This is a genomic window from Haloarcula sp. NS06 (genome assembly GCF_051122755.1).
Classification (GTDB): domain Archaea; phylum Halobacteriota; class Halobacteria; order Halobacteriales; family Haloarculaceae; genus Haloarcula.
The window spans coordinates 2986724-3011403 of record NZ_CP184844.1; the positions used below are offsets into that span (position 1 = coordinate 2986724).

The 24680-nt window shown below is 61.5% G+C and carries 22 protein-coding genes, 2 tRNA genes and 1 pseudogene; 15 read left to right on the forward strand and 10 right to left on the reverse strand.

Annotated elements, in window-relative coordinates:
- Positions 1–72: 72 nt before the first annotated feature.
- Complete coding sequence (locus ACODNH_RS19165; protein ID WP_434530858.1) at positions 73–1317, reverse strand: DUF4352 domain-containing protein; 1245 nt, start codon at positions 1315–1317, stop codon at positions 73–75.
- Positions 1318–1618: 301 nt separating this feature from the next.
- Here ACODNH_RS19165 and ACODNH_RS19170 point away from each other — a divergent pair, with 301 nt between their 5' ends.
- Positions 1619–3007: a PQQ-binding-like beta-propeller repeat protein gene (locus ACODNH_RS19170; protein WP_434530859.1), complete on the forward strand. Its 1389-nt coding sequence runs from the start codon at positions 1619–1621 to the stop codon at positions 3005–3007.
- Positions 3008–3095: 88 nt separating this feature from the next.
- Here the strand turns inward: ACODNH_RS19170 and ACODNH_RS19175 are convergent.
- Positions 3096–3170, reverse strand: a tRNA-Glu gene (locus ACODNH_RS19175).
- Positions 3171–3327: 157 nt separating this feature from the next.
- A complete protein-coding gene (locus tag ACODNH_RS19180; protein ID WP_434530860.1) occupies positions 3328–5292 on the reverse strand; it encodes a 3-hydroxyacyl-CoA dehydrogenase NAD-binding domain-containing protein in 1965 nt (654 codons plus the stop codon).
- A 113-nt stretch (positions 5293–5405) separates the two neighbouring features.
- Between ACODNH_RS19180 and ACODNH_RS19185 the strand changes: the two genes are divergently transcribed.
- From ACODNH_RS19185 to ACODNH_RS19195, 3 genes are all read left to right on the forward strand, one after another.
- Positions 5406–6563: an acyl-CoA dehydrogenase family protein gene (locus tag ACODNH_RS19185; RefSeq protein ID WP_306707182.1), complete on the forward strand. Its 1158-nt coding sequence runs from the start codon at positions 5406–5408 to the stop codon at positions 6561–6563.
- 276 nt (positions 6564–6839) lie between these two features.
- Positions 6840–7397 carry a serine O-acetyltransferase gene (gene cysE, locus ACODNH_RS19190; protein ID WP_434530861.1) on the forward strand — a complete coding sequence of 186 codons (558 nt, stop codon included), beginning with the start codon at positions 6840–6842 and terminating at the stop codon, positions 7395–7397.
- A 45-nt stretch (positions 7398–7442) separates the two neighbouring features.
- On the forward strand, positions 7443–8054 hold the full coding sequence (locus tag ACODNH_RS19195) for a DNA-3-methyladenine glycosylase family protein (protein ID WP_434530862.1): 612 nt from the start codon (positions 7443–7445) through the stop codon (positions 8052–8054).
- A 30-nt stretch (positions 8055–8084) separates the two neighbouring features.
- On the opposite strand, the gene ACODNH_RS19200 is transcribed toward ACODNH_RS19195, so the two are convergent.
- Positions 8085–9437 (reverse strand): RimK family alpha-L-glutamate ligase, encoded by a 1353-nt coding sequence (locus ACODNH_RS19200; protein ID WP_434530863.1) that lies wholly within the window; start codon positions 9435–9437, stop codon positions 8085–8087.
- Positions 9438–9551: 114 nt separating this feature from the next.
- On the opposite strand from ACODNH_RS19200, the gene ACODNH_RS19205 reads away from it, so the two are divergent.
- The 5 genes from ACODNH_RS19205 to ACODNH_RS19225 all read left to right on the forward strand — a co-directional run bounded on the left by ACODNH_RS19205 (position 9552) and on the right by ACODNH_RS19225 (position 13433).
- Positions 9552–10574: a succinylglutamate desuccinylase/aspartoacylase family protein gene (locus ACODNH_RS19205; RefSeq protein ID WP_306707191.1), complete on the forward strand. Its 1023-nt coding sequence runs from the start codon at positions 9552–9554 to the stop codon at positions 10572–10574.
- A 99-nt stretch (positions 10575–10673) separates the two neighbouring features.
- On the forward strand, positions 10674–11087 hold the full coding sequence (gene sdhC / locus ACODNH_RS19210) for a succinate dehydrogenase, cytochrome b556 subunit (RefSeq protein WP_434530864.1): 414 nt from the start codon (positions 10674–10676) through the stop codon (positions 11085–11087).
- 4 nt (positions 11088–11091) lie between these two features.
- On the forward strand, positions 11092–11457 hold the full coding sequence (locus ACODNH_RS19215; protein ID WP_004592521.1) for a succinate dehydrogenase hydrophobic membrane anchor subunit: 366 nt from the start codon (positions 11092–11094) through the stop codon (positions 11455–11457).
- 3 nt (positions 11458–11460) lie between these two features.
- Positions 11461–12348 (forward strand): succinate dehydrogenase/fumarate reductase iron-sulfur subunit, encoded by an 888-nt coding sequence (locus ACODNH_RS19220; protein ID WP_434530865.1) that lies wholly within the window; start codon positions 11461–11463, stop codon positions 12346–12348.
- Between the two features lie 245 nt (positions 12349–12593).
- On the forward strand, positions 12594–13433 hold the full coding sequence (locus ACODNH_RS19225) for an ABC transporter permease (RefSeq protein ID WP_306707200.1): 840 nt from the start codon (positions 12594–12596) through the stop codon (positions 13431–13433).
- Between the two features lie 126 nt (positions 13434–13559).
- Here ACODNH_RS19225 and ACODNH_RS19230 read toward each other — a convergent pair whose 3' ends face one another.
- Complete coding sequence (locus ACODNH_RS19230; protein WP_434530866.1) at positions 13560–13772, reverse strand: ketopantoate reductase family protein; 213 nt, start codon at positions 13770–13772, stop codon at positions 13560–13562.
- 80 nt (positions 13773–13852) lie between these two features.
- Entirely contained in the window at positions 13853–15202 is a 1350-nt protein-coding gene (locus tag ACODNH_RS19235; RefSeq protein WP_434530867.1) for a PAS domain S-box protein, read from the reverse strand.
- A gap of 248 nt (positions 15203–15450) precedes the next feature.
- Between ACODNH_RS19235 and ACODNH_RS19240 the strand changes: the two are divergent.
- A pseudogene (locus ACODNH_RS19240) lies at positions 15451–17276 on the forward strand (FAD-binding protein).
- A gap of 39 nt (positions 17277–17315) precedes the next feature.
- Here the strand turns inward: ACODNH_RS19240 and ACODNH_RS19245 are convergent.
- On the reverse strand, positions 17316–17636 hold the full coding sequence (locus ACODNH_RS19245) for a cupin domain-containing protein (RefSeq protein ID WP_434530868.1): 321 nt from the start codon (positions 17634–17636) through the stop codon (positions 17316–17318).
- 211 nt (positions 17637–17847) lie between these two features.
- Here ACODNH_RS19245 and ACODNH_RS19250 point away from each other — a divergent pair.
- Positions 17848–17949: transfer RNA gene (locus tag ACODNH_RS19250), tRNA-OTHER, on the forward strand.
- Positions 17950–18305: 356 nt separating this feature from the next.
- Here the strand turns inward: ACODNH_RS19250 and ACODNH_RS19255 are convergent.
- Positions 18306–18530, reverse strand: coding sequence for a DUF7385 family protein (locus ACODNH_RS19255; RefSeq protein WP_049919159.1), 225 nt, complete (start codon positions 18528–18530; stop codon positions 18306–18308).
- A gap of 86 nt (positions 18531–18616) precedes the next feature.
- Between ACODNH_RS19255 and ACODNH_RS19260 the strand changes: the two genes are divergently transcribed.
- The 4 genes from ACODNH_RS19260 to ACODNH_RS19275 all read left to right on the forward strand — a co-directional run bounded on the left by ACODNH_RS19260 (position 18617) and on the right by ACODNH_RS19275 (position 22658).
- Positions 18617–19657 carry a nicotinate-nucleotide--dimethylbenzimidazole phosphoribosyltransferase gene (locus ACODNH_RS19260; protein WP_434530869.1) on the forward strand — a complete coding sequence of 347 codons (1041 nt, stop codon included), beginning with the start codon at positions 18617–18619 and terminating at the stop codon, positions 19655–19657.
- Positions 19658–19659: 2 nt separating this feature from the next.
- The gene (locus ACODNH_RS19265) at positions 19660–20979 is read left to right on the forward strand and encodes a cobyrinic acid a,c-diamide synthase (protein WP_434530870.1); all 1320 of its coding nucleotides are present in this window, start codon (positions 19660–19662) and stop codon (positions 20977–20979) included.
- 72 nt (positions 20980–21051) lie between these two features.
- Positions 21052–21861 carry a diadenylate cyclase DacZ gene (dacZ, locus tag ACODNH_RS19270; RefSeq protein WP_306707213.1) on the forward strand — a complete coding sequence of 270 codons (810 nt, stop codon included), beginning with the start codon at positions 21052–21054 and terminating at the stop codon, positions 21859–21861.
- Between the two features lie 2 nt (positions 21862–21863).
- Positions 21864–22658, forward strand: coding sequence for a mechanosensitive ion channel domain-containing protein (locus ACODNH_RS19275; RefSeq protein ID WP_306707214.1), 795 nt, complete (start codon positions 21864–21866; stop codon positions 22656–22658).
- Positions 22659–22664: 6 nt separating this feature from the next.
- Here ACODNH_RS19275 and ACODNH_RS19280 read toward each other — a convergent pair whose 3' ends face one another.
- Complete coding sequence (locus ACODNH_RS19280; RefSeq protein WP_434530871.1) at positions 22665–23213, reverse strand: acyltransferase; 549 nt, start codon at positions 23211–23213, stop codon at positions 22665–22667.
- A gap of 25 nt (positions 23214–23238) precedes the next feature.
- The gene (gene purD / locus ACODNH_RS19285) at positions 23239–24591 is read right to left on the reverse strand and encodes a phosphoribosylamine--glycine ligase (protein WP_434530872.1); all 1353 of its coding nucleotides are present in this window, start codon (positions 24589–24591) and stop codon (positions 23239–23241) included.
- Positions 24592–24680: the final 89 nt, after the last annotated feature.

Here is a 24680-nt window from a genome sequence, read left to right on the forward strand (position 1 = left end):
CCTACCGCTGTTGACTCGTTCGGGAAGCGGCATACACAGAGGTTACCTGAGTGGCAAAAGTCGTACCTACACCTATTCCACGGCCTCGAACGTCCACTCCGCCCCGAAGGGTGTCGTCCGGTAGTCCCACCGCATGTCCGAATCCGGTTCCGTCACCAGTTCGATCGTTCTGGTTTCCCCAGCGGGAATCCGCTGTGTGAAGGGACCATCAGAGTCAATGTACCACGTATCTGCGGAATAGCCGGCAAATAAGCCTGGCTCTTCGGGCGTCTTGAACTCAAAGATGGATTTGAACATTCCGGCGCTGTCGCCCACGTTTTCGACCTCCATCGTAACTATCGCTTCATCACCTGTAACGTCCTCCGGCGGAACATCGATGTTCGCCAGTTCGAACTCGGGGAAGCCACTGGGTGATTGTAGCGGGATTTCGATATCGGCGACCGCACTCCCTTCAGCGAGATTTATTCCGAATGTGAGGTCGTCAATCTGGGCCTTCGGGACAGCGTAAATCAGATGGCCGCTGTAGGTCTGTCCCGGGTTGATGTTCTCCCCGGCCGCATTCGTTCCGTCACGACCTGCGGCAGACTCGCTCACGAAGCTCGATTCGGGGATGACAAAGTCATCTGTTGACACTGTCTTTGCCTCACCCGTTCCGTTCTCGAACGTAACGCTCAGAATCAGCAGGATATTATCGGTGACCGTTTCGCGAATAGCATGTGCGGTGTTGTCGCCCAGGGTCCGTTCGCCAGGAGACAACTCGTATGCGATCATCTGTTCATAGGCCATATCCGACACTGTAGCCAGAACCCCACTCGCAAGCTCGATCGTTTCCCCAGTGCTCCCCTGCTTCGGGAGGACTGACACAGTTGACGTGACCGTATCGTCGACAGCGTAGAACTCGGATGACGCTTCAAACGCCCATGCACCGGCGTACTCGGCGTCAACACGATAGCTATGTGAGACTTCTTCGCCGGACTCCAGCCCATCAGCGTTGACGGTGACTGTCTGTGGCTCAGTGGCACCCGATTCGGAATGGACGAACTCAATGGTCGCATCTCCGGAGATCGGTTCGCCACCAACATTGACAGCGGTCACGTCACCCTCGATGGTGTCACCGAAGGCAACCTCTTTTGGCCCACTCACCGAGAGCAATTTCAGCCGCGCCGGTGCTTCCTGGTCTACTTCATACGTGGGTTCGGGCGTTGGCGTTGACTCGTCTCCGTCTCCACCGTCTCCGCCGTCGCTACCACTACATCCGGCAAGGCTGAGTGCAGCGATGCTGCTTACAATTGTACTTACGTATGTTCGTCGATTCATATACTACTGACTTTATATACATATACAAATATGTGTTCATTTATCTAGTTACTTGTCAGATATAATTATGTAAGAGAGCTACTATTCAAACATACTATTCGAGTCTTTTTTGAGGCGATCAACCATCAGAATGCCACGTGACACTGGTTGGACTGCAAACAGAACCCCGCCAGTATGGCGGTCGTTCGTAGGATGGGACTCAGTCTGTTTCGGTTGTCATTGGTCCACGGTACAGCACCCAGACAAGGCAGTGACACAATAGACACGAAACTTATCCCGGACCGAGAGCCAGCCCATCGTAATGAAATCCAGACGGACGTTTCTGGTCGCGTTCGGGGCCGCGCTCACTGGCTGCGCTGGTCCCAGTGGCAGCCAGACCGAGATACCACAGTCAGCGTCTCCGACGGGCACGACAAGGCAGTCTGATCCGGCGACAGAGACAGCGACGGACCAGCGGACAGCAAGTGAGAAGCGTCCCGACCCGCCAGAGGGTGACGCAGTCCGGTGGGTGTACCAGACGAACGGCCCAATGGCGGGGCAGTGGGCTCAGTACGGGACGAACCGGCCGGTTGTACGGGATGGGACAGTGTACGCCGTCGGCGGGAGCAATGACCGAGGAACCCCGCCCCAAGAACGCATGCAACCGCCCAGAAGTCAGAACGTCTACGCGGTCGGCACCGACGGAACACAGCAGTGGCGCTACGCCGCGAACAAGAGCGTGCCCGTAGTGACTCCCGCAGCCAACGGGGTGTACGCTATCGTCGGCTGGAACACGAGGATGCTGGGAATTGGGCAGCAACTGGTTCGCATAGAGAACGGCGAAGTCCAGTGGCGGACGGAACCACGGGATACGTACCTGTCCGTCCTCGGGACCGCCGACGGGACAGCGATCATGAGCACGCATGACGATGAGATCAGCCGCAATGGGGAGTCGCTGTTTGCTGTCACCGCTGATAGCGGAAGGCGGTTCGAACGTGAAACGGGGGATATCCACAAAGCGGTGGTACAGAACGGAACAGTGTACGCCTCTGAGGGTCCAGACCGCACCAGTGCATTCGACACAACAGACGGCACGCGTCGCTGGTCGTATCCGGGACGACTGCTGGGAGACCCACCAGCGCACGACGGAGATTCGCTGTACGTCAGGGAGGAAACGGATTCGGGGGAGCCTGCACTCGCTGCGATAAATAAATCGACAGGGGATTCCAGCTGGCAGTATCAGGCGGGAAACGCCACTGAGGACGGCTTCAATGTGACGGGCGCAGTAGAACGCGATGGGACGGTATACGCGACCGAATACGGCGGGCTTCTGGTTGCGCTCCAGTCAGCGGACGGGACCGAAAAGTGGCGGTACCCGACAGCGGATGACACGAGAGGTCCGCCGGTCATCGCCAACGATACGGTGTGCGTCCCTGTTGGTAAGACGACAGTCCATGCCGTTGACCGAAGTACCGGAGAGCGCATCTGGAGCCACTCATTCAAGCGGTCGCTACGAGAGATGCAGACGGCATCCGATGCGGTTGTGTGCTGGACGCAGGGTGACGATGCCGCTGGCGTACACGCACTTTCCTTCGACGGCGACCCGATGTGGCGCGTCATCATTCAGGGAACGACGACTGCCCCAACGGTCACGGAGTCCGGAACGTATATCGGAACACGGAGCGGCTACATCCTGAAGCTTGGAGAGTGAGCCCGCTACGTACCGTGTCTGTGCAGAGGCATGCTATACAGAATGGCGGCGGACGCTGTTGCTCGCGGAGTAGTTTGCGACAGTAATGTGCTCGGTCAGGGATTTGAACCCTGGTCCTCGGCTCGAAAGGCCAAGATGATTGGCCGGACTACACCAACCGAGCGTACTCAACCGTTCCGGGTGGACCAATTTAACCCCATCGAAATCAACGCTACCTGAGGATGCGTACCACAGGCGCGTGATTAGCGTAAGCAGACCGACCCTGAGACGTATCCAACGAAAAGATGTAATGTAGTTGCTCGGCGAGCGACTGTCCGGTATTACTTCCCTTCGAAGTCCGGCTCTCCGTCGCCCATGAACGCGTTGATGCCCTCCATCACGTCGTCGGTGCCGATGAGGTGGCCAAAGGCCTGTGATTCGACTTCGAGGCCAGCATCGATGTCGTCGCGGCCGGCGAGCATCGCGCGCTTGGTGAGTTTCTGTGCGACCGGCGGGCCGGCGGCCATGTCTGTGGCCATCTCCAGCGCCCGCTCGTGGAGGGCGTCGTTGTCGACGACCTCATTAATGAAGCCGTACTCGGCCATCTCGTCAGCATCGTAGCGGTCGCCCGTGAAGATAATCTCCTTGGCGCGGCCTTCGCCGACGATCCGGGCGAGGCGTTGCGTGCCGCCCCAGCCCGGCAGCAGGCCGAGGTTGTGTTCAGGCTGGCCCAGCTCGGAGCGCTCCGAGGCCACGCGGAGGTCGGCACAGGTCGCCAGTTCCATCCCGCCGCCCAGCGCGTAGCCGTCGATTCCGGCAACAACCGGCATCGGGCATTCCTCAAGCTTTCCGAAGGTTTGCTGGCCTTTGCGAGAGAGTTCAATAGCGTCCAGCGGCGTCGCGTTCGAGGCCATCGCCTGCACGTCGGCCCCGGCAGAGAACGCCTTGTCGCCGGCTCCGGTCAGCAGGATGGCACGCACCTCGTCGTCATTTTCGAGCAGGTCGACAGCGTCGGCGAGGTCGTCCATCAGTTCCGGGCTGACGGTGTTCATCCGGTGCGGGCGGTCGAGTTCGATGTGACCGACCATGTCACCAGGATATTCGACGGTGACGTTGTCGAACTCCGCCGGTGCGTCGTCTTCGCTGCCGTAGAAGCCGCCCGCCTCGGCGGCTTCTTGGAGGCCGTCAGAGACGGCGTAACGCTCCGCGCCGGTCTCATCGTGGGTTTCCTCGAGTGTGTCGACGAGCGTCTCCAGACCAGTCTTGTCGGCGATCTTCGCGGGACCGTCCGGGAAGCCGCCGCCGAGCTGGACAGCCTGGTCGATGTCTGCAACGGGAGCGACGTCGTTCTCAACGAGCTTTCCGACCTCATTTGCCATCACGGCGACGAGGCGGTGCTCAACGTCTTCGCGGCCGGCGTCGGTCGGAATGTCGACGCCGCCGTTCTCGTAGTCGTAGAAGCCCTTCCCGGTCTTCTTCCCGAGTTCCTCGTTCTCGACTTTCTCTTCGAGCAGCGGACACGGGGCGTAGGGCTCGCCCAGTACTTCGTGCATATATTCGAGGACGTGGAGGCCAACGTCGTTGCCCACCTGATCGGAGAGTTCGAACGACCCCATCGGCAGGCCCATGTCGAACTTCGTCGTCGAGTCAACCTCAGCGATAGTCGCGTCATCGCTGTGGACGAGCCACGCGGCCTCATTCATCAGCGGGACGAGGATGCGGTTGACAATGAAGCCCGGCGAGTCCTTGCGGACGCGGACCGGCGTTTTGCCGAAGTCCTCCGCAAGCGCCTCGATAGCGTCCAGCGTGTCGTCGCCCGAGTGTGCGCCGGAGATTACCTCGACCAGTTGCATCCGCACGGGCGGATTGAAGAAGTGCATCCCGCAGAACTGCTCGGGCCGTTCGGTCACTTCCGACAGTTCCGTGATGGAGAGGCTAGACGTGTTCGTGGCGAAGATGGCGTCCTCGGGTGCGTGTGCCTCGACTTCAGTGTACACGTCCTTCTTGATCTCCATTTTCTCCGGCACGGCCTCGATGACTACGTCGATGTCGCTGACCGCTTCCTCGACATCGACCAGCGGCGTCACGCGATCAAGCGCCGCATCGGCCTCCTCCTGCGTGAGCTGGTCTCTCTCGGCCAGCTTGTTCAGCGACCACTCGATGTTGTCGTAGCCGTCCTCAACGAACTCGTCTTTGATGTCTCGCATCCGCACGTCGTAGCCTGCGAGCGCGGCCACTTCGGTGATTCCATGGCCCATATTCCCGGCACCGAGCACAGCGATAGTGTCAATATCCTCGAAATCCATGACATATCGTTCCACTGCCGGCCGAGGCTTCAACGTTTCTCTCATTAGAAAACCACTCTCCAGTTTATTTCGGATTACAAACCATTAATGCAGTTCACGTCAACACACCACATATGGACTTCGGACTGACAGAAGAGCAGCGACAGATACAGGACGAGATCGCCCGGTTCGCGGAAAACGAAATCAAACCCGTCGCGACCGAGTACGACACCGAAGAGAAGTTCCCCAAGGAAATCGTCGAAAAGGCCGCTGAGATGGGGCTGACAGGCGCGAACATCCCGATGGAATACGGGGGCGCAGGCTATGATACACTGACGAACGCCATCATCGCTGAGGAGCTGTTCGCGGCCGATCCCGGGATCGGTCTGAGCATCCAGTCGGCCGCATTCGGCGCTGACGCCCTCATCGGGTTCGGCTCAGAAGCCCAGAAAGAGGAGTACTTAGAGCCAGTCGCGACGGGCGACGCCATCATGGGCGCGGCCATCTCCGAGCCCGACACCGGCTCGGACGTGTCGTCGGTGTCGACACAGGCCCGAAAGGAGGGCGACGAGTGGGTTATCAACGGCAACAAGATGTGGATTACCAACGGCTCGGTTGGTGACTACTTCGTCGTGCTCTGTGAGACTGACCCGGACGCGGAGGGGCGCTACAACGGCTTCTCACAGATTCTCATCGAGTCCGACCGCGACGGGTTCGAAGCCGAGAAGATCACGGGGAAGCTCGGTATCCGTGCATCGGACACGGCAGAGCTCATCCTCAACGACGTTCGTGTCCCCGAGGAAAACCTTGTTGGCACGCGCGGGGCCGGCTTCCTCCAGATAATGCAGTTCTTCGACGAGACCCGGACCGGCGTGGCCGCACAGGGTGTCGGTATCGCCCGTGGGGCTGCCGAACGCGCTCTAGAATACGCCCAGGACCGCGAGCAGTTCGGCCAGTCTATCTCGGAGTTCCAGGCCACCCAGCACAAGCTCGCCGAGATGTTCACCGAAATCGAGGCGGCACGTCAGCTTACGCATAAGTCCGCCTGGAGCGTCGACAACGACGCCGACAAGCTCACCCAGCTAGCTTCGATGGCCAAGGAAAAGGCTTCCCGCGTCGCTGTCGAGACGGCCGACGAGGCCGTCCAGATCCACGGCGGCGCTGGCTACGTCAATGACTTCGACGTCGAGCGGTTCTACCGCGACGCCAAGATCACCCAGATTTACGAGGGGACGACCGAGATCCAGAAGAACATCATCGCCCGGGAACTGCTCGGGAAGGGCATGGCCTGAACAGACTCCAGTTGTCGGCGTTTGACGCCTGTCTCCCGAGCGTACACTTGCTGGGTGTTGAAAGTGGTCGAACCACTGCTTTTTAACCCACCGAGCGATGTAGTCGGAGCAACGATGGGCGATCAAGTCTCATGCCTCGCTACTCGCCCGTTTCGGACCGTGATCAGTTGCTGCTCTCCCCGTCGCTGTTGTCGGCCTCAGTAACTTCTGTCGGGGGATTCGGACCGCGACCGACTGTTTCGTGCGCAGACGATACGCCATCACTACAACACACCAATGTTCGACCGACTGAAAGCGGATATCCGTACAGCATTCACAAAGGACCCGGCGGCGACCAGCGCCGTGGAGGTCGCACTCACGTACCCCGGCCTACACGCGATCTGGACCTATCGCGTCGCTCACTGGCTCTGGATGAACGACCGGACCATGCTCGCAAGACTCATCTCCCACGTCACGCGGTTCCTGACAGGTGTCGAGATCCACCCCGCCGCGGAGATCGGCGAGCGTGTGTTCATCGACCACGGAATGGGCATCGTCATCGGGGAGACTGCCGAGATCGGCGACGACGTGCTCCTGTACCACGGGGTCACCCTCGGCGGCACGTCCATGCGTCGGAAGAAGCGCCATCCAACGGTCGAGGACGGCGCGACCATCGGCGCTGACGCTTCGATAATGGGGCCGATCACCGTTGGAGAGAACGCGTCCGTCGGCGCTGGCGCTGTTGTCGTCGATGACGTGGCCCCGGAGGCAACAGTCGTGGGCAATCCGGCGGAGCCCGTCGGCGCTGCCGGTGTGGCCTCGCCGAATCCCGACCCTATTATCGCCGACGGCTAACGACGACAGATACGTTCTTTTCCGTCGAGTCAGTACAACAAAGCGATGAGTGACTCGCCACACGAGGTGTTACGCGCAGACCCCGACATCGGGCCGCTGGTCGAGACACACGGCGAACTCACGCTCGACCCGGCGTCGGATCTCTTCGAGCGGCTCGTCGTCTCGATTCTCCGCCAGCAGGTGTCGATGGCGTCGGCCGCCGCGACACGGGAACGGCTGTTTGACGCCGTTACCGTGACACCGGCGGGCATCAGAGACGCTGACAACGAGGTGCTCCGAGATGCCGGCCTCTCGCGGCAGAAGACCCGCTACGTCAACGAGGTCGCCGATGCGTTTCTGGAACACGGCTACTCGCTGGCGGCGTTCGAGGATGCCGCTGACGAGGAAATCCACGAAGAGCTAACGGCCATCACGGGCGTTGGCGACTGGACCGCAAATATGCAACTCCTGTTCGCGTTCGGCCGCGAAGACGTGTTCCCGGTCGGCGACCTCGGCATCCGGAAGGGGTTCAAAGCCGTCGTCGGTGAGGGATACAGCCGCGCGGAGATGCGAGAGTACGCCGAGCAGTGGTCACCGTATCGGAGCTACGCGAGCCTGTATCTGTGGCGGGCTAGCGAGGATATCGCCGAGAGCGTCGCGGAAGTGAACGAAGACTGAACCGGGCCGGAAGCTGGTACTGGCGCGCCGTTACTCTTCGCTCTGTTCCTCTTCCTCGGTGTCTACTTCCGATTCGTCGTCCGCGCGGCGGTTCACGTCAACCTGGTAGTGTTTGAGGATGTCCCGTCCCAGCAACAGCGGGTAGTCCATGTGCCCGCGGTCTTCAACGCTGGCAGTGACGGTGTGCTGGGTCCCGCCAACGCCGACGACGAGGTCGACAACTGGGCGCGAGCGGCCAGATTTGACGCTTCCGGACTTGATCTTGACGATGTCGAGAATCGGCCCCGTTCCGATTTCCGCGGCGAGCTTGGCGTCGATGCTAGTTCTGGTCGCGCCAGTGTCGGATTTTGCAAGGACGGACTTTGTCCCCTGTGTTCCGGTGACGACGACCTCCTCGATGTAGCCAACGACGACGTTTTTCTGCGCTTGCGGCTGTGGCTTTTTCGGCGTACACGCGGGCTTTGAGTCGTCAATCCGGTCGGAAAGCCGCTCAACGGTGTCTTCGTCAACGCTCCCACCGGCCCGTTCGATGGCGAGCTGGGCGATGTAGGGGGCGGGGCTGACGCCGCTAGCTTTGAATAGGCCGCGGAACCCGGCAGTGGGGTTCACTTCGAGTACGTAGTAGCCGTCATCGCTCTGGACAATGTCGACGCCGGCGTAATCTAGCCCGATGGCGTCGACCGAATCGAGCGCGATTTCCTTGACCCGTTTGGGGAGTTCGCCCGTCATGTCCTCGACCTCGCCGCCGAGCGCGACGTTCGTCCGCCACTCGCCCTCTGGCGCGTAGCGGTTCATCGCGCCGACGATCTGGTCGCCGACGACGTACACGCGGAGGTCGTGGTGACGCTGCTCGTCGTGTTCCATGTACTCCTGTAGGAACGCGTAGCGGCCGCCAACCTGTGCGTTGACCTGGTTTTCCAGGTCGACCATCCACGTCCCGCCGCCGTGGGTGCCGATAGCCGTTTTGTACACCGCGCGGTCACCGAAGCGGTCCCGCTCCTCGTTCAGCAGGTCACTCGATAGCGCGAGCAGGGCGTCCGGGACTGGAACGCCGGCATCGGCCAGCGCGGCGGCGCTTGCGAACTTGTGCAGCGCCGTGGTCGCAGCCATCGGCTCGTTCAACGTCGGTGCGAGCCGGCTGATGGTCATCCCGAGGCCGATGCCTTCCGCGGGGTGTTCGTCGCTGGAAAGCAGCAGACGGTTTGCGACCACATCGACGTTGGGATCAAGCGTCATTTCGCCGTCGGTAACGCTGATAGCGGTGTTTTCGGCGCGGAGCCACTCCGTATCGTAGCCCATCTCATCGACCGCGTTCAGGATGGCCTTCGACTCCTTGCTGGAGTGGAGGCTGAGAACGCCAACCGTGATATCCTGGTCGCTCATGCTGTCGCTTTCTGTCGGCCATAGTATAGATGTACGGATACGTAATACGGGACAACTCTACCGAAGGACCGCCTTGCCGGAGGGGTTTTAGCTGTCGCCTCTCGTTGTGATGGCATGGACGAGGCCGAGCCCTTCACCTACGATGGGGGAATCGTTGCGCCGGGCGAAACCCGCAACGTTCGCTACACGGTCAGCGAGACGTATCTGGGGGATTCCGTCCGGATGCCGGTTACCATCGTCAACGGGGAGCGGCCCGGTCCGACAGTGTTTCTCACTGCAGCGGCACATGGCGACGAACTCAACGGCATCGAGGTCGTTCGAGAGGTCGCTCACGAATGGGACCACGACGGGCTGGCGGGGACACTGGTCTGTCTGCCGGTGTTGAATGTCCCTGCGTTTCTGGCACAGGAGCGATACCTGCCCATCTACGACCGGGACCTGAACCGCTCGTTCCCCGGCGACCCCGAGTCGACGAGCGCGAAACGGATGGCCCACGAGATTTTCCGGAATTTTCTGGCCCCCTGTGACGTAGGCCTCGATTTCCACACGTCGACGCGTGGGCGAACGAATATGCTCCACGTCCGGGCGGACATGGACGACCCAGAGGTTGCACGGGTCGCGAACGCCTTCGCGTCGAACGTCATCATCTCCTCAAGTGGCCCGTCGGGGTCGCTCCGGCGGGAGTTGAGCGATTCGGGCGTCCCGACAATCACGATAGAGATGGGCGAAGCCCACCGGTTCCAGCGGCCGCTCATCGACTCAGCCCTGGAGAGTGTACGGTCAGTGCTTGCGGAGTTCGGCCTCCGGGACTCCGACACCGTCCGGTGGCCGGGCTGGCGGACAGTCATCGACGACAACGGCGAGAAAACCTGGATCCGTGCGGACTCGGGCGGCCTGGTGGATATGCACTATGACCGCGGCGACCTGGTGTATGAGGGCGATGTGATCTGTACGATCACGAACCCGTTCAAGACGGAGAACACGTTGATGCGTGCGCCGTTTACCGGTCTGCTGGTCGGTATCCTTGAGAACCCACTGGTGTATCCCGGCAACCCCCTCTGCCATCTGGTTCGACTTGACGACCGGACACAGCGGGCGATCGAGTGGAACCGCCGGACGAACGACGACGATTGGTAACTGTGGAGTAGTCAATTGACGAACGTCTTCGGGCGGGATTCTGGCGATACGCGTCCGTTGTAGAAACTACTATCTGTCCCCGGACTAACCCCCCAGTGTATGAGTCAGTCTTACAATCGCGGCACCGTCGAGGACTTCGGACGGTGGCGGGAGTTCACGGCCGGGATGTGGGCCTGGATCTTCCACAAGTTCACCGGCTGGGTTCTCGTGGGCTACCTGTTCACCCACATCGCGGTGCTGAGCACTTCGGTCGGCGTCGATCCGGCGAGCGCGCAGGCAGGCAGCGACCTCTACACCAGCACGCTCAGTGGCCTCGAATCGCTTCTGATCGTCCGGTTCCTTGAAGTCGGTCTGCTGGCCGTCGCCGTCTTCCACATCCTCAACGGGATTCGGCTACTGATGGTTGATCTCGGCGTAGGGCTGGAATCGCAGGACAAGAGCTTCTACGCGTCGCTCCTGCTGACCGGCGCAATCGTCATCGCAAGCGTGCCGACGTTCCTCGGGGGAAACTAGCCTAATGGCACAGCACTACTCCTCCTTTGACCGCGGCGGGCGTCGCTGGCTGTTCCAGCGCCTGACAGCGGTGTTCCTCATCGGCGTGCTCGCGTTCCACTTCATGCTGTTGCACTTCGTGAACCACGCTTCCGACATCACGTTCCTGGGCACCCAGGCCCGAATGAGCCAGGTCAGCTACTTCGCAACGATGTGGCTGTTCCTCGTGACCGCAACATTCCACGGCGTCAACGGCGTGTACAACGCACTGGTCAATCAGGGACTCACCGGTTCCCAGAAAAACGCAGTCAAATACATGCTCGGCATCGCTGGCCTCCTGCTCGTCGTGCAGGGGACCCGCGTGTCGCTGGCCATGACGACCCTCGTCTGAACTATGAGTACGCAAATCGAACAACAGGAAACCGAGACGGAGGCCGACGAGGAAACAGAGCCCGAAGTCGAATCCCCGGGTGACCGTCGGCGCGCACAGCGAGACGAACGACAGGCAGAAGAGCAGGCCCAGCGAGAAGTCGAAGAGGAGACGCTTGACGACGACGACACGATCACGCTGAAAGTGTTCCGCTACGACCCCGAAGTCGAGGGGAAGCAGGAACCACGCTTCGATGATTTCCGCGTCCCGTTCCACAAAGGGATGACCATCCTCGATGCCCTCATCTACGCACGGGACCACTACGACTCATCGCTGACCTTCCGACACTCCTGCCGGCAGGCCGTCTGTGGGTCGGACGCGCTGTTCGTCAACGGGCGGCAGCGACTTGGCTGTAAGACGCAGATATCCGAGCTTGAGAGCCCGGTCCGTATCGAGCCGCTGCCCCATCAGGAGGTCGTGAAGGACCTCGTCGTCGACATGGAGCACTTCTACGACCAGATGGAGGCCGTCGAGCCGTACTTCGACGCCGACGAGACCCCGGACGACAAGCTCGAAGAGCAGCGCCAGACCCGGGAGAACCGCGAGAAGGTCAAGATGTCCACGCGGTGTATCTGGTGTGGCGCGTGTATGTCCTCGTGTAACATCGCCGCTGGCGACAACGAATACCTCGGCCCTGCCGCCATCAACAAGGCCTACCGCTTCGCGATGGACGAGCGCGAGGGCGAGAACCGTAAGCAGGAGCGCCTGCGCATCATCGAGCAAGAACACGGTGTCTGGCGCTGCCAGACCCAGTTCTCCTGTACCGAAGTGTGTCCGAAGGACATCCCGCTGACCGAGCACATCCAAGAACTGAAGCGGGAAGCCGTCAAGAACAACCTGAAGTTCTGGTGAATTCAGGGTAGCATTCCTTCTGCAGAAAGCCGCTAGTCGTCAGGTACGCTTCGTCTGTCGCCACCTGTCATTGGTCAGTTGTTTCAAAAGCGTACGCGCTTCCTCACACGACTAAAGTCGTAGGCTTCCGCGCTGCTCCCGCTGTGACCCAGAGTAGCCTGAGACAGTCACTATAGGGACATTGGCCCACAGTGCGTTCAGGAGCTATCAAGATTTATTGGCAACTCTGGACAACTATTCGACAAATGTCCCTCCCTGCGGTCATCAGGAAAGATTTCAACGACGCAATCCGCTCAGGAACGTTCCTCGCTACCACCCTGTTGTTCGTCCTCGTCGCCGGATTCTGGGCGGCGATTCAGCACGTCCCGCTGACGGCTTCGGCGAGCGATGTCCCGACCAGCACGCTGGCGCTGCTCAACAGTATGGGTCAGCCGATGAGTTTCTTTGTCCCACTGCTGGGGTTAGGCATCTCCTATGCCGCTATCGCCGGTGAGCGTGACAGCGGGAGCATCAAGCTCCTGCTCGGCCTGCCGAACTCGCGCCGTGACGTTATTCTCGGGAAGTTCATCGGCCGGTGTGCCGTTTTGACTATCGCTATCCTCAGCGGCTATTTTGTCGTCGCTGTCTTCGCACTGTTCACCTACGAGTCATTTGCGGCCGTCAAATTCGTGCTCTACACCATCTTGACGGTCTTCTACGGTGCGGTCTATGTCGCAATTGGTATCGGCTTCTCGTCGATACTGAAATCTCAGTACACGGCGGTTATTGGTGCGGGGGGACTTTACATCCTCTTTCAGCTCGGATGGGACGTTGTAACGGCTATTCTGCAGGTCATCACTGTCGGCTACACGCCCCCAGATTCCGGTGCACCGCCGTGGCTGATTGTCGTCCACGCTCTCAACCCGACTGCGGCAGTCGGCTACGCGGCACGGGCGATAATCCCCACGTTCGACGAAATAATGTCCTACCCAGTATCGGCTTCATTCTACCCTCCGAAGTGGGCCGGGTTCGCCATTCTTGGGGGCTGGCTCGTTCTATCACTCGGGTTCGGCTACATTCGGTTCCAGTCGGCGGATATAATGTAAAGTTGCACAGTCCGACAACGATGACGAGGTGGTGCGTCCGTTCCCCACTCTGTACTGTCGTGGTCGGGCTCGCCTGTTACTCCCGTCTGGCCGTCGTCGTCGCGAGAATCGCTGTCACGGCCGTGTTCATCGGCGCATCAATCCGGCCTCGGCCGGGTTATCGGTCGCCGGGCGGTCGACCGCCATATCGCCGTGGATACTCTCGACCTGCAGCCCATCAGTTTGGAGTGCAGCTAGGTGGTCACCTCTCGCAATGAGGCGTACCCCGTGGCCCGCGTGCGCCAGCCGTGCGCCCAGATAGCCGCCAATACCGCCGGCGCCGAAGATACAGAGTTTCATACTCTGTAGGCTTACAGCGGACCGGAACAAAGGGACTGCGGGCAGTCCGTCGCGGCAAAGCGCGAGCGCCCCCGCAGCGGTCAGGAGTTCCGACAGATGAACTCGAAGCGCGCACCGCCGCTTTCGCTGTCGGTCGCGATGACCTCCCAGTTGTGTGCGTCGACGATCTGTTCGACGATGCAGAGCCCAAATCCGGTCCCGTCATCGGCCGTCGAGTAGCCGGGTTCGAACAGGTCCGCAGTGCCGTCGGGGAAGCCCATCCCGTCGTCCGTGACGTAGAACCCCCACGATTCCGTTCCGACAGTGACGGTTACGTCGTCGCCACCGTGTTCGATAGCGTTCCGAAAGAGGTTCTCCAGTAATTCCAGCATTGCACCTTCGTCGGCTTTGATGCTGTCGTCGGCATCGGTTTCAAGCGTCGCGTCCTGGGTGTCGACCATCGACCAGGCTCGCTGTGAAAGGGTGTTGAGGTCGATTGTCTCGATTTCCGCGGGGTTAACGCCCTGTTTAGCGAGCACCAGTAGGTCATCGATGAGCGTGTACATCCGGTCGATACTCCGCTCGGCGCGCTCGAAGTGCGCCTCTTCACCTGTCTCACGTGCGAGTTCGAGCGAGCCGTCGAGGACGTCCAGCGGGTTCCGCAGGTCGTGGCTAATCGCGTCCGAGAACCGCTCAAGGCGCTGGTTCTGTCGCTTGAGTTCCTGTTCGCGCTGTTTCCGCTCGGAGATATCGCGGGTCGTCACGACGACGTGGTCTTCCAGCGGGCCAGTCGTGACCTGCTGGCCGCGGGACTCCGCCCAGATCCAGTCGCCATCTGCATGGCGGTATCGATGCTCAATGACCGCGACGTATCCCGGATCGTCTATCATCCGGCCGAACTCGGTGAGTGCGTTCGGGAGGTCGTCCGGGTGTACGTACTCGAAGAGGTCTGAGTCCTGCATCTCGTCTTGCTCGTAGCCGAGGACGCGTTCCACGGACGGACTGATGTACTCGACGTTACCTTGCTCGTCGAACACAGTGAGCACGTCAGAGGTGTGTGTGACGAACTGGCGAAACTGAGCCTCGAAGCGCGGTCGGTCGCTGACATCGCGAGAAGTAAACACCTGGCAATCACGGTCCGTCTCAGTATCCGTTGAGACGATGGTTTCGAGCCAGACCCAGTCGCCGTCGGCGTTCCGGAACCGGTACTCAACCCCATTATCCTCTCGCACGCCTGCAAGCGTGGCGAGGACGCGCTCTGTATCCTCCGGATGGACGAGATCCAGCCAGTTCGTGCCAACGAGCGACTCCATATCGTACCCTAACACGCGTTCGATTGCTGGACTGACGAACTGTATTACCAGTTCGTCATCAGTGACTGTCAGTACTGAGGGTGCCTCGGCTAACACCGCTTCGAAGTCATCAGTTGACGTGAGATACTGGTCTGGCATCAGGTTTGAGACGGCTCAACGCCCGTAGTAGGACTATCCGTAGGGTCAGGTATCAGTAGTTGGTTCCTAAGTATTCACAGCACGTGATATAATTCCATCGGATAGTACAAAATTCATTTCCTCTGATATTTCGGCCCGATAGCAGAAGCGGGGTGTGGCCCACTGATGGCGGAGCTCTTGGTAACGCAACAGGGAGGCTTAAGTTTGGCTAATCCTAAGCCGAAACCACGCCAAGAGACACTCTCACAATGTACGAACACGATGTCATCGTGGTCGGCGCGGGTGGCGCTGGCCTCAGGGCGGCTATTGCAGCGGACGAAGAGGGTGCAGATGTTGCCCTCGTGACCAAGCTCCATCCAGTTCGGAGCCACACAGGTGCTGCGGAGGGGGAATCAACGCCGCCCTCCAGAAAGGGGACTCCTGGGATCTCCACGCGTACGACACGATGAAGGGGTCCGACTACCTCGGCGACGCCCCTGCCATCGACACCTTCGCCAAGGACGCCCCGGAAGAGGTCATCCAGCTCGAGCACTGGGGAATGCCGTTCTCCCGCGAGGACGACGGCCGCGTCTCCCAGCGCCCGTTCGGCGGCCTCTCCTATCCGCGGACGACGTACGCGGGTGCCGAGACCGGTCACCACCTGCTGCACACGATGTACGAGCAGGCGGTCAAGCGCGGCATTGAGGTGTACGACGAGTGGTACGTGACCCAGCTCGCGGTCACCGACCACGACGACCCCGAGGACCGCGTCTGTCACGGCTGTGTCGCCTACGATATCAAGTCCGGCGAAATTCAGGGCTTCCGCGCCAACAACGGCGTGATTCTCGCGACCGGCGGGCTGGGACAGGCCTTCGACCACACCACGAACGCCGTCGCCAACACCGGTGACGGCTGTGCGATGGCTTACCGCGCCGGCGTCCCGATGGAGGACATGGAGATGATCCAGTTCCACCCGACGACGCTGCCGTCTACGGGCGTCCTCATCTCCGAGGGGGTCCGCGGCGAGGGTGGTATCCTCTACAATGACAACGAGGAGCGGTTCATGTTCGAGCACGGCTACGCCAACAACGAGGGGGAACTGGCCTCTCGCGACGTGGTTGCCCGTGCCGAACTGACGGAGGTCAACGAAGGCCGCGGCGTCGAGGACGAGTACGTCGACCTCGATATGCGCCATCTCGGCGAGGAGCGCATTCTCGACCGGCTTGAGAACATTCTCCACCTCGCGGAGGACTTCGAGGGCGTCGACGGCCTCGACGAACCGATGCCGGTCAAGCCTGGCCAGCACTACGCCATGGGTGGCGTCGAAACCGACGAGAACGGCGAGACGTGTATCGACGGCCTCTACGCGGCCGGCGAGACTGCGTGTGTCTCGCTGCACGGTGCGAACCGGCTCGGGGGCAACGCCCTGCCGGAATTGCTTGTGTTCGGTGCCCGCGCCGGCCATCACGCCGCCGGCAAGGACATGAAGACCGCCGAAATCCAGACTGGCCCCTCCGCAAAGAGCGAACCCGGCGACGTGGAGCCGCCGGTCGACCCCGGTGCAATCGACGCCAGCAGCGACGATGTCGCCGCCGACGGGGCCGCCGTCGAACCGAAAGCGGTGCTCGGAAGCACCGTCGAGCAGGAACGCCAGCGCATCGAGAACCTCATCGAGTCCGACGGCATCAACCACGCCGAAGTCCGTGCGGACGTGCAAGAGACGATGACTGATAACGTCAACGTGTTCCGGACGGAGGAAGGTCTTGAGAAGGCCCTTCGGGACCTCCGGATGGCGCGCAAGGAGTACGAAAACGTTGCCGTCGAGGACCCGTCCCGCACCTACAACACGGACCTCATCCACACCATCGAAACCCGCAACATCCTCGATGTGGCCGAGGCCATCACGCTCGGCGCACTTGCCCGCGAGGAGTTCCGCGGCGCACACTGGCGTGCCGAGCACCAGGAACGCAAAGACGAGGAGTGGATCAAACACACGATGCTGGCCTGGAACGAGGGACAGCCGGAGCTGTACTACAAGCCCGTCATCCTCGAAGGCGACGAAGAGACCTACGAACCGAAGGTCCGGTCGTACTGACGACCTGACCACCGACTGCGATATCCGTTTCTGCGAGTTTCAGGGCGCGCCGACGAGGACGAACGTGCTCTCTGTCTCGCCGTTGTGAATCGTCCGTTCGGCCTCCGGCGGAAGCTTGATTGCGTCACCCGCTTCGAGGGACACGTCTTCGCCGTCAACCTCGACAGTGGCTGTCCCCTCAACGAGGACGTACACCTCCTCGTGACCTTCGTCGGCATGATCGTGCGGTTTGCCGGTCCAGCCGGCCTCACAGTCCAGCACAGTGACGCCGACCTGCTCACAGTCCAGCGGGTCTCGGAGGAAGTGCATCGCGTCTGCGACCGGTTCCACGTCGGTGTAGTTGACTTTTGTGTAGCTCACGTCCACTGGTGTCGCCAGCCAGTACAAAATAAGTTGTTGTAGATCCGAAAGGAAAGCCCGGAAGGAGATATTGCTCTCACTTCAGGTGTTCCCGCTGGTGAGACACAGATCAGCGTCAGGTTAAATCGCAGCAGAATACTGGGGGCGTTGTGTGTGGAAACACCCGGAATCATCACTTACTTGGTTGTCAGGAACGTATTATGGGTAGCTTGGAAGGGTGGCTCAGTGGTAGAGCGCTACCGACCAACATGCCAGAATCGGTTGGTGGTTACCCCGCAAAGGGCTCCGCGTGGTTCGACTCCCGCCCCTTCCATTTTCCGTGGTTCGCTATGAGCGGATGCAACCGGCCTCACGTGTGCCACACTGACAAATCAGACCCGACGGCTGACCAGGATTACTGCAACATCGTAGAGGTGGGCTATGAGCTATCGGGTCCCTGTTGGTGTAGGAGCCAACGACTCACAGGAAGTGGAAAGGTAAGGAATGTGGGGGTGGGGGTGGTGCGGCACCAGTGTGGTGCCTATCAGAAACAACGAGGGGAGCTATATAAAAAATCACCGCTGGGATTATCAAATCTGATTTTTCCACAGGTCGATAGCACCGGACATCACGCCATCGCCGTAGAGAATGAGCGGAGAAACAGCCACGACGTATCCGGGTTCCGATCAGTTACTTGTGGGTAAACAACACGACGCTCCCATCGTTGATCGTCGTACAGAGATCCATCTCGAAATCGAGATTGAGGGAGGTGAACTCCTGCTTGCAGACGACCATATCGTCGAACGGCTCTTCACAGGACGGACAGGCCACAGCCGTCGTGTTCTGGTAGGAAGCAATCGCCTCGTTGTCCTCGCGCGGCGTCAACGATGACCGAAGTTCGTCGAAATCGTCCATGTTCGGGCAACCGCGGGCGTACGGCATAAATCATACGCCGCCCCAGCACCAAGGTATTAAAGTTTACTTGTGGTAATACAACCACAATGACTTCACCCGGTGGCGGCACGCGCTTCGCACTCGTCGCAGGAACCACGGAAACCGCAGGTCGGGCGGGGATCAGTGCCGCCGGAGCTGATCCCGAGTTAATGTCGGTAACGCCCGCTGCAGACGCCGAACTGGTTACCTACGGCACTCCAGTCCGGACGGACGTGACACCGGTCAGTCCGAGCGGCTGTCCGACGCCAGCGCTGGTGACGCGGGCCGTCCGCGAAGTCATGGGATTTGACGTCACAGTTGTCGACGGCGGGCTGGCCGAGAAAACGGGGGCTCCAACAGTCTCCGTCGGCGCACGCCCGGGAAAAGACATCGCGGAGCAAGACCCGGTTCCGACGGCCCACGGAGCGTTCGCGGCCGCCCGACAGTTCGGGCACGCACTTCCGGCCGACGAACTGTATCTGGGCGAGACGATACCCGGTGGGACGACGACGGCGCTCGGTGTTCTTCGTGCACTGGGCGAGACGGGGATGGTCTCTTCGTCGCTTCCGGAGAACCCCACGGAACAGAAAGAAAAACTGGTCTCCGAGGGACTCCAGGCCAGTTCACTGGAACCGGGCGACGCTGCAAACGAACCGAAGCGAGCGGTTCGGCGGATAGGGGACCCCGTTCTGGCAACGCTTGCGGGCCTGACCGCGGGGGCCGTCGAGAGCGATACCGCAGTGACACTGGCCGGCGGGAGCCAGTGCGTCGCCGTCGCTGCGCTGGTCCGCCACGGCGGCTACGAGGGGCCGCTCGGACTGGCGACGACGAGCTACGTGGCTGACGACGAGAGTGCCGACGTGCGGGCGTCGGCTGCCCGACTCGACCTCGACCTGACGGTAACGGACCCCGGCTTCGACCGGAGCGACCACGTCGCGATGGAGCGGTTCGTCGCTGGGGAGGCCAAGGAAGGGGTCGGCATGGGCGGCGCGCTGGCGCTGGCCGACCGCGCCGGCATTCCGATGGCGGAGGTTCGGGACCGCTTTGCGGGCATCTACGACGAACTGATCGGCGACGCGCCCACAGCGACGGCTGAGGAGGGGAAGTGACGATGGACGGGGTCGTTCTCGCCGGCACAAGCTCCGGCGTCGGCAAGACCGTTGCCACGCTGGCGACCCTGACAGCGCTCGAAGATGCCGGGTATCAGCCCCAGCCCGCCAAAGCAGGCCCGGACTTCATCGACCCGAGCCACCACGAAGCGCTCGTCGATACGCCCTCGCGGACGCTCGACCCCTGGCTCGCGGGCGAGGACGGAATGCGCCGGACCTACTGGCGCGGCACGGGCGACATCTGCATCGTGGAGGGTGTAATGGGGCTCTACGACGGGACGAAGACATCGACGGCAGCGGTCGCCGAGGGGCTTGACCTCCCAGTTGTTCTGGTCGTGGATGCGAAAGCCGGTATGGAGAGCGTCGCCGCGACGGCGCTCGGATTCGCACAGTATGCCGACCGCATTGGTGTCGACATCGAGGTGGCCGGCATCCTCGCACAGCGCGCTCACGGCGGCCGACACGCCGACGGCATCAGGGACGCGCTCCCCGAGGACCTCACCTACTTCGGTCGGATTCCGCCGATGTCGGACCTAGAGATTCCCGACCGCCATCTGGGGCTACATATGGGCTCGGAGGCCGGGCTCGACCGCGACGTGCTCTCGACGGCGGCGGAGGCAATTGACGTTGAGCAACTGGTCGAGACAGCACGGGCACCGCCAGAAGTCGCGACTACGGTGGAAAATACCGGCGACTCGCCGGCCGACCGCCGGGTCGCCGTTGCACAGGACAGCGCGTTCTGTTTCATCTACCCCTCAGTGCTCGAACGACTCCGGGCTGAGGCAACCGTCGAACCGTTCTCACCAGTCGCCGATGACCCGGTTCCCGATGCCGATGCAATCTATCTGCCCGGCGGCTATCCGGAACTCCACGGCGAGTCGCTCGAAACAGGAGACACGCTCGGCGAGATAGCCAGTCGTGCCGCCGAGGGGGTCCCCATCTACGGCGAGTGTGGCGGTCTGATGGCGCTGTCGGAGTCGCTAACGACGGCTGATGGCGACACTTACGAGATGGCCGGGGTCCTCCCCGCGGACATCGAGATGCGGGACCGGTATCAGGCACTCGATCATGTGGAGCTAGAGGCCCGGACGGACACCACCGTGGCCGCGTCCGGAGCGCACCGCCGTGGACACGAGTTCCACTACTCCGCTGCGACCCTCGGCAACGATGCGTCGTTCGCTTTCGACATGGTTCGGGGCGACGGTATCGACGGCGACCACGACGGCCTCACGGAGTACAACACCGTCGGCACGTACTGTCATTGCCACGGAGAAAGCGGCGCGTTCGACCGTTTGCTTTCGATGCCCTCGAAGGACATCTGACGTGCGGCCCGTCGTCGGACGCGTGGCTGACTGCCCGCAACCTTTTTTTCGACAGACAGCATCGTTCTGATAATGAACGAGTTGCGCGACCTGCTCGGAGACCTGGTCGCAGACGTCGACGCCGTGTTCCTGTTTTCCCCGAACGCGTCGTTTTTCGAGGAGTTCGGCGACGTCGACGAAGAAATCGTTGTCGTTGGTCCGGAGAATACCCTCGATGCGGAGCCGTTTGTCGAGCTACCAATCGATTTCACCGATCTTGAAGGCCGTCTCCGCTTCGGTATCGAGGGCGCGCTGGAGCAGGGCATCGTCGACGAGGGCGACGAGGTGCTCTGTGTGACTGAAGTGCTTGATGGAGCTGAAAACACGCTTGTGCGGGTCCAGACCAACGACTTCTCGCCCTCCGGCGTGTACGACATGTTCGTCAACTCCAGAGCGGACGCAAGCGTCGTCCGTGATGTCTTCGAGGTCGCCATCGAACTGGGGAAGAAAGGCCAGAAGGGCAAGCCCGTCGGCGCTCTGTTCGTTGTCGGTGACGCTGGCAAAGTGATGAACAAGTCCCGGCCGCTGTCGTACAACCCCTTCGAGAAATCGCACGTCCACGTCGGCGACCCAATCGTCAACGTGATGCTCAAGGAGTTCTCGCGGCTCGACGGGGCGTTCGTCATCTCTGACGCCGGGAAGATCGTTTCCGCGTACCGGTATCTCGAACCCTCCGCGGAGGGGGTCGACATCCCAAAGGGCCTCGGGGCTCGGCACATGGCGGCCGGCGCGGTCACCCGTGACACCATGGCGACTGCCATCGTTCTCTCCGAGAGCGACGGGCTCGTGCGGGCGTTCAAAGGCGGGGAGCTGGTCCTCGAGATCGATCCAGAGGAGTACTGAGGATGCAGTTTGGCTTCGACTGGGCGACGATCATCCGACAGGTATTCTCGCCACAGGGCACGTTCGTCTTTTCGCTCGTGGTACTGGCCGTGGGCATCGTGCTCGGCTATCTTGTCTGGCGCTCGTCGCGGCGGTTCATGCGTGAACTCGGTGTGCCAGAAACCGTGGAGGGGACACCGTTCGAGCGGACGGCGAGGGGTCTCGGCACATCGACCGTCGGCATCGTCTCGAACCTGGCAGCACTGTTCATCTACATCACGACGGTCACCGCCGTCCTCAACATCGCGCAACTGACAGACCCGAAACTATACTGGGCCCGCTTCACGTCATTTCTGCCCGACCTGTTTATCGCCCTGTTCGCCGTCATCATCGGCCTCATTGCGGGCGACAAGGCCAAGCTCGTCGTCTCAGAGCGACTGCGCAGCGTCAAGATGCCCGAGGCGACGGTCCTACCCGAACTCGTCAAGTACAGCATCTTCTACCTGGCAGTGCTCATCGCGCTCGGGCAACTGGGCGTCGAAACCCTCGCCCTGCTCATTCTCCTCGGGGCGTACGCGTTCGGACTGGTGTTCGTCTGCGGGCTGGCACTGAAGGACATCCTGCAAGCCGGTGCGGCCGGCATCTACCTCCTGTTGACAGAGCCATACAGCATCGGCGACGAGATCGTTATCGGCGACCAGAGCGGGATCGTTCAAGAAGTCGACATCCTCGTCACGCGTATCGAAAGCGACGGTGAGGAGTACATCATCCCGAACAAGCGCGTCTTCAATACCGGTATCGTCCGTATTCGGGGCTAAGTGAGGTTACGATTCTTCGGTCGTCTCGTCGTCCGAGCCCAGCGGCTCAGCCGGGACACCGGCAACGGTCGTCTCTGGCGGCACATCGGCAGTTACGAGCGAGTTCGCGGCGACCTGTGCGCCCGGGCCGATTTCGACACCGGGCAGCACAATCGCACCCGCACCGATCATGGCCCGCTCGCCGACAACGACTTCGCCGGTCCGGTACTCGTCCTGCAGGAACTCGTGACACAGCAGCGTCGCGTCGTAGCCGATGATAGCGTGGTCCTCGACGGTGATGAGTTCCGGCCAGAACACATCAGGTGTCGACTCCAGCCCCCAGGCGACGCCGTCACCGACGGTGACACCGAGTCGCGAGAGCAGCCAGTTTTTCAGCCGGAGGCTCGGCGAGATGCGACAAACGAGGATGATAACATAGTTGACCATCACCCGGAGCGGGTGTTTGGCGTCCGGCCATGGGAACAGCGAGTTGTGCGGACCGGGCGTCGGGTGCTGGCGCAGTCGGTCGTGTCGTGGACCACTCACGTCCGTCGTGTACGGGGCCGCGGTAATCAAACCCGGCGGCTCCGATGCCGCGCGTTCAGTCCGCGCCGCCGCGGATGTCGTCCATATGGTCGATACGCTGCTGGACGAGGTCGGCTTTGCCGATGTCATGGCGGACCCGGAGGCCCTCCGTACCGGCCCGCTGCAGCGCTTCCTCGGCGATAGCCTCCGCATCGCTAATCGTCTCTGCTAGACCGACGACGGCGTACGAGCGAGAGGTAGTCGTGTAGATGCCGTCCTCACGGTCGTCAACGCTGGCGTAGCACAGCAGCGCCTCCGGAGCCGTCTCCGCGTCGTCATCGGACTGCTCGCGGTGGTCGTTGACGACATCCGCGATGACGTCGTCGTCGATTGTTACCTTCGCCCCGGCGTCGGGGTCGGTCGGGTAGCCGTCCGGGACGGCGTACTTACAGACGGTCGCCATCGGGCGGAAGGAAAGTTGTGGCAGGGGTTCGTCATCGCGTGCGGCGGTCAGTACGTCAAGGAAGTCCGTGTTGAGCACCGGCAGCGTGTTCATCGCCTCGGGGTCGCCAAAGCGGGCGTTGAATTCCACGACGCGTGGCCCGGTCTCAGTGAGCATGAACTGGCCGTAGAGGACGCCCTTGTAGCCCTCAAGCGCGTCGACGGTGGCCCGGAGCACGTCGACGGCGTCCATGTAGTCGTCCTCGTCCATGAACGGCAGATGGAGGCTGGCGTCGGAGTAGCTCCCCATCCCGCCGGTGTTTGGCCCCTCGTCACCCTCGTAGGCACGCTTGTGATCCTGTACCGCCGGCGTGACGCGCAGCTGGCCGTTGGCGACAAAGGCCTGCACGGTGAACTCCTCGCCGACGAGGCGCTCTTCGAGGACGACGCGGTCGTAGTCGGAGCTCCGGAGGTACTCTTTGGCCTCCTCGGCGGTACACTGGTCGCCGATGACGCGGACACCCTTACCACCGGTCAGCCCGGCAGGCTTGACTGCGAGATCGCCGTCGTACTCGTCGATGTGCTCGCAGGCGTCGTCCATGTCCTCAAACGTCTCGAAGTCCGGACAGCCGGGGATGTCGTGTTCCCGCATGAACCGTCGCTGGAACGCCTTGTCCGTCTCGATGCGGGCCTCCTGCTCCTGTGGCCCGAACGTGTAGATACCAGCGTCGTCCAGCGCGTCAGCGACTCCGGCGGCGAGGGCCGCCTCAGGTCCGATAACCGCCAGCGTGGCGTCGACCTCCCGTGCGTAGGTGGTTACGGCTGTCGGGTTGGTCGTATCGAGTGCCTCGAAGCCGTCGGCGAGGGCGACGATGCCTGGATTCCGGTTGCTGGCACAGGCGTACAGCTCACCCGGCGAGTCCGCGAGCGAGCGCGCAATCGCGTGTTCCCGGCCGCCGCCACCCACGAGCAGCACTGTCTCTGACATACCCGAAGGCCGGATGGGCTCTCACGTAAGTATTGTCTTTTCCCCGGTTTGCGCTGACTGTGGCAGTCGTTTCTGGGCTGTTTCTGTTT